This window comes from Roseiarcus sp. (assembly GCF_049514155.1).
Taxonomy (GTDB): Bacteria; Pseudomonadota; Alphaproteobacteria; order Rhizobiales; family Beijerinckiaceae; genus Roseiarcus.
Genome location: NZ_JBEKVH010000270.1, coordinates 1 through 3,179, shown reverse-complemented (window position 1 = coordinate 3,179; position 3,179 = coordinate 1). Strand labels below are relative to the sequence as shown.

Here is a 3,179-nt window from a genome sequence, read left to right as displayed (position 1 = left end):
GATCGTTCCCCGCGAAATCGGCGAGTTTGCGCGCGGATTGGACCTCGTCATCGTCGTCGAGGAGAAGCGCTCGCTCGTTGAAGCGCAATTGCGCGAGGCGCTCTACGACGCGCCGCAGCGGCCGATATGCATCGGCAAGAAGGACGAGAACGGCGAAGCGCTGTTCCCCGCCAAGGGGGCGCTCGACGCCAACGGGATCGCGATCGCGATCGGCGAGCGATTGCTGAAACGCCACCCCGGCGCCGGGCTTGCGGCGCGCGTCGAGCGGTTGAAACGTGTCGAGCGCGCGCTCGCCGAAATGAAGCAGGAAGCAGCGCGCCCGCCTTATTTCTGCTCGGGCTGCCCGCACAACCGTTCGACCGTGATCCCCGAGGGCGCCCGCGCTTATGCCGGCATCGGCTGCCATTTCATGGCCCAATCCATGGACCGGCGAACCGACGGCTACACGCAGATGGGCGGCGAAGGCGCCAATTGGGTGGGCGAATCGCACTTCTCCCGCCGTAAGCATGTGTTCCAGAACCTCGGCGACGGCACCTACAACCACTCCGGCGCGCTCGCGCTGCGCTGGGCGATCGATGCAAAAGTCAACATCACCTACAAGATCCTGTTCAACGACGCGGTGGCGATGACCGGCGGCCAACGCCACGAGGGCGGGCTCAACCCGCCGCAGATCGCCGCGCAGGTCGCAGCCGACGGCGCGAAGCGCATCGTGGTCGTCGCCGATGACGTCGGCAAGTATCCGCCGGCGACGCGCTGGCCGGAAGGCGTCGTCGTCCGCCCGCGCGACGAACTGCTCGCAGTCGAGAAGGACCTCGCGGCGATCGACGGCGTGACGGTGCTGATCTACGATCAGACCTGCGCCGCGGAGAAGCGGCGGCGGCGCAAGCGCGGCCAATATCCCGATCCCGACAAGCGCGTCTTCATCAACGCGCGCGTCTGCGAAGGCTGCGGCGATTGCGGCGTCAAGTCGAACTGCGTCTCGGTGCAGCCGCTCGAGACCGAGTTCGGCCGCAAGCGCCGTATCGACCAGACGGCCTGCAACAAGGACTATTCCTGCGTCGACGGCTTCTGTCCGTCGTTCGTCACCATCGAGGGCGCGCGACCAAAAGCGCGCGCCGTGGGAATCGCGCCGCCGCCCTGCCCCGACCCGATTCTGCCGAGCGTCGAGGCCAGGCCTTACGCGATCCTGGTCAGCGGAATCGGCGGGACCGGCGTGGTGACGGTCGGCGCCATCATCGCAATGGCGGCGCATCTCGAAGGCAAGGGCGCGGCGGCGATCGACATGGCCGGCCTGGCGCAAAAGGGCGGCGCGGTGTTCAGCCACGTCAAGATCGCGGCGCGGACGGAAGATATCCACGCGGTGAGGGTCGGCGCCGGCGAAGCCGACCTCGTGCTCGGCGGCGATCTCGTCGCGACGGGCGCCAAATCGGCGCTGGCGGCGATGCGCGCCGACGCCACCGCCGTCGTCGCCGACAGCGCCGAACTGTTCCCCGGCGACTTCACCCGCCGGCCCGACTTCGACCTGCCGGCCGAGCGGATCAAGGCGTCGATCCGGGCGCGCTGCGGCGACGGCGCGCGCTTCATCGAAGCGAGCGCAGCGGCTTCGGCGCTATTCGGCGCGACGGCGAGCGCCAACATGGTCCTGCTCGGCGCCGCCTATCAGGCGGGGCTGCTGCCGGTCGGCGCGGCGGCGCTCAGGCGGGCGATCGAACTCAACGGCGAAGCGACGGCAACCAATCTTTCCGCCTTCGACTGGGGTCGCGCGCTCGCGGCCGATCCGTCGGCGCTCGCCGCCTTCATGCGCCCGGCGGCGCCCCAGGGCGACGACAGCCTCGAAGCGTTGAGCGAACGGCGCGCCGCGTTCCTGACCGATTACCAGGATCGCGCCTATGCCGAACGCTACCGCGTCGGCGTCGCCTTGGCGGCCGAGGCCGAGCGCCAATCCGCGCCGGGCGCCGACGCCTTCGCGCGCGCGGTCGCTCGCGGCCTGTTCAAGCTGATGGCCTACAAGGACGAATATGAAGTCGCGCGCCTCTACAGCGACGGCGCCTTCGCGGCCGAGCTGAAAGGCGCCTTCGACGGCGATCTCAAGCTCACCTTCTATCTCGCGCCGTCGTGGCTCGCGCGCGGCGACGGTCGCGGCGGCGAACCGAAAAAGATCGTCTATGGCCCATGGATGATGACGGCGCTGCGCCTCCTCGCCCGACTGCGGCGGTTGCGCGGCACGCGCTTCGACCCGTTCGGCGCCCTCGCCGAGCGCCGCGCCGAGCGGGCGATGATCGCCGAGTATGAAGCGCTGGTCGGCGAGCTTTGCGCCGGGCTGACGCCGGAAAATCGCGATCTCGCCGTCGCGCTCGCCGCCCTGCCGGAGACGATCCGCGGCTACGGCCCGGTCAAGATGAAGGCGATTGCGGCGGCCGATGCGGAGCGTCGCCGTCTGCTGGACTTGTGGCGCGCGCCGCCGGAGCGAAGGCAGGCGGCGGAATGATCGGAGACCGATGAGATGCGCTATCTGCTCGCGTTACTACTGCCGTGGCTCGCCTTCTTCAGCATGGGGATGATCGGCTCCGGGATCATCTGCCTGATCCTGCAGCTCACCATCATCGGCTGGCTGCCGGCGGCGATCTGGGCGTTTTTCGCCATCAACAATTTCTACGCCGATCGCCGTAACGACGCGCTGCTGAGGGCGATCGAGAAGAGCGGCGCCGCCAAGCCGTGAGAGGGCGGCGGTCGAAACGAGAGCATACCGCCGTCATGGCCGGGCTTGACCCGGCCATCCAGACAGTGTCGGTCGGAGGATCGTCTGCACAAAGCGCCGCCGCTTGGATGGCCGGGTCAAGCCCGGCCATGACGGCTGACTGTGAACCGGCCTATTCCGCCGCCGCCGCATCCGCCCCCGGGTTGTTGGGATGGGCGGTCCAGGCGAGCGGGGGCTGCATGTAGGGGCGACCGGTGCGCGGATCGACGCCATCGGTCTTGTGGACCAGCGTGATGCAGTCCTCGATCGGGCAGACCAGCGCGCACAGATTGCAGCCGACGCATTCGGCGTCGTTGACGACGAATTGCCGCTCGCCGTTGATCTTGGCGAAGATCGCCTGGTGCGAAGTGTCTTCGCAGGCGATGTGGCAGCGGCCGCACTTGATGCAGAGATCCTGGTTGATCTCGGCCTTGGCGACGTA

At 68.6% G+C, this 3,179-nt stretch carries 3 protein-coding genes; 2 read left to right on the top strand and 1 reads right to left on the bottom strand.

Annotated features, from left to right (window positions below; all coding sequences use genetic code 11):
• Together ABSF49_RS21260 and ABSF49_RS21255 are read left to right on the top strand one after the other, a co-directional pair.
• Window positions 1-2,488, top strand: a 2,488-nt coding sequence (locus tag ABSF49_RS21260; protein WP_424114627.1) for an indolepyruvate ferredoxin oxidoreductase family protein, incomplete at its 5' end; no start/stop codon positions are given.
• Window positions 2,489-2,503: 15 nt separating this feature from the next.
• Window positions 2,504-2,719 carry a YqaE/Pmp3 family membrane protein gene (locus ABSF49_RS21255; protein WP_424114626.1) on the top strand — a complete coding sequence of 72 codons (216 nt, stop codon included), beginning with the start codon at window positions 2,504-2,506 and terminating at the stop codon, window positions 2,717-2,719.
• Between the two features lie 151 nt (window positions 2,720-2,870).
• On the opposite strand, the gene ABSF49_RS21250 is transcribed toward ABSF49_RS21255, so the two are convergent.
• Window positions 2,871-3,179, bottom strand: a 309-nt coding sequence (locus ABSF49_RS21250; RefSeq protein ID WP_424114625.1) for a 4Fe-4S dicluster-binding protein, incomplete at its 5' end; no start/stop codon positions are given.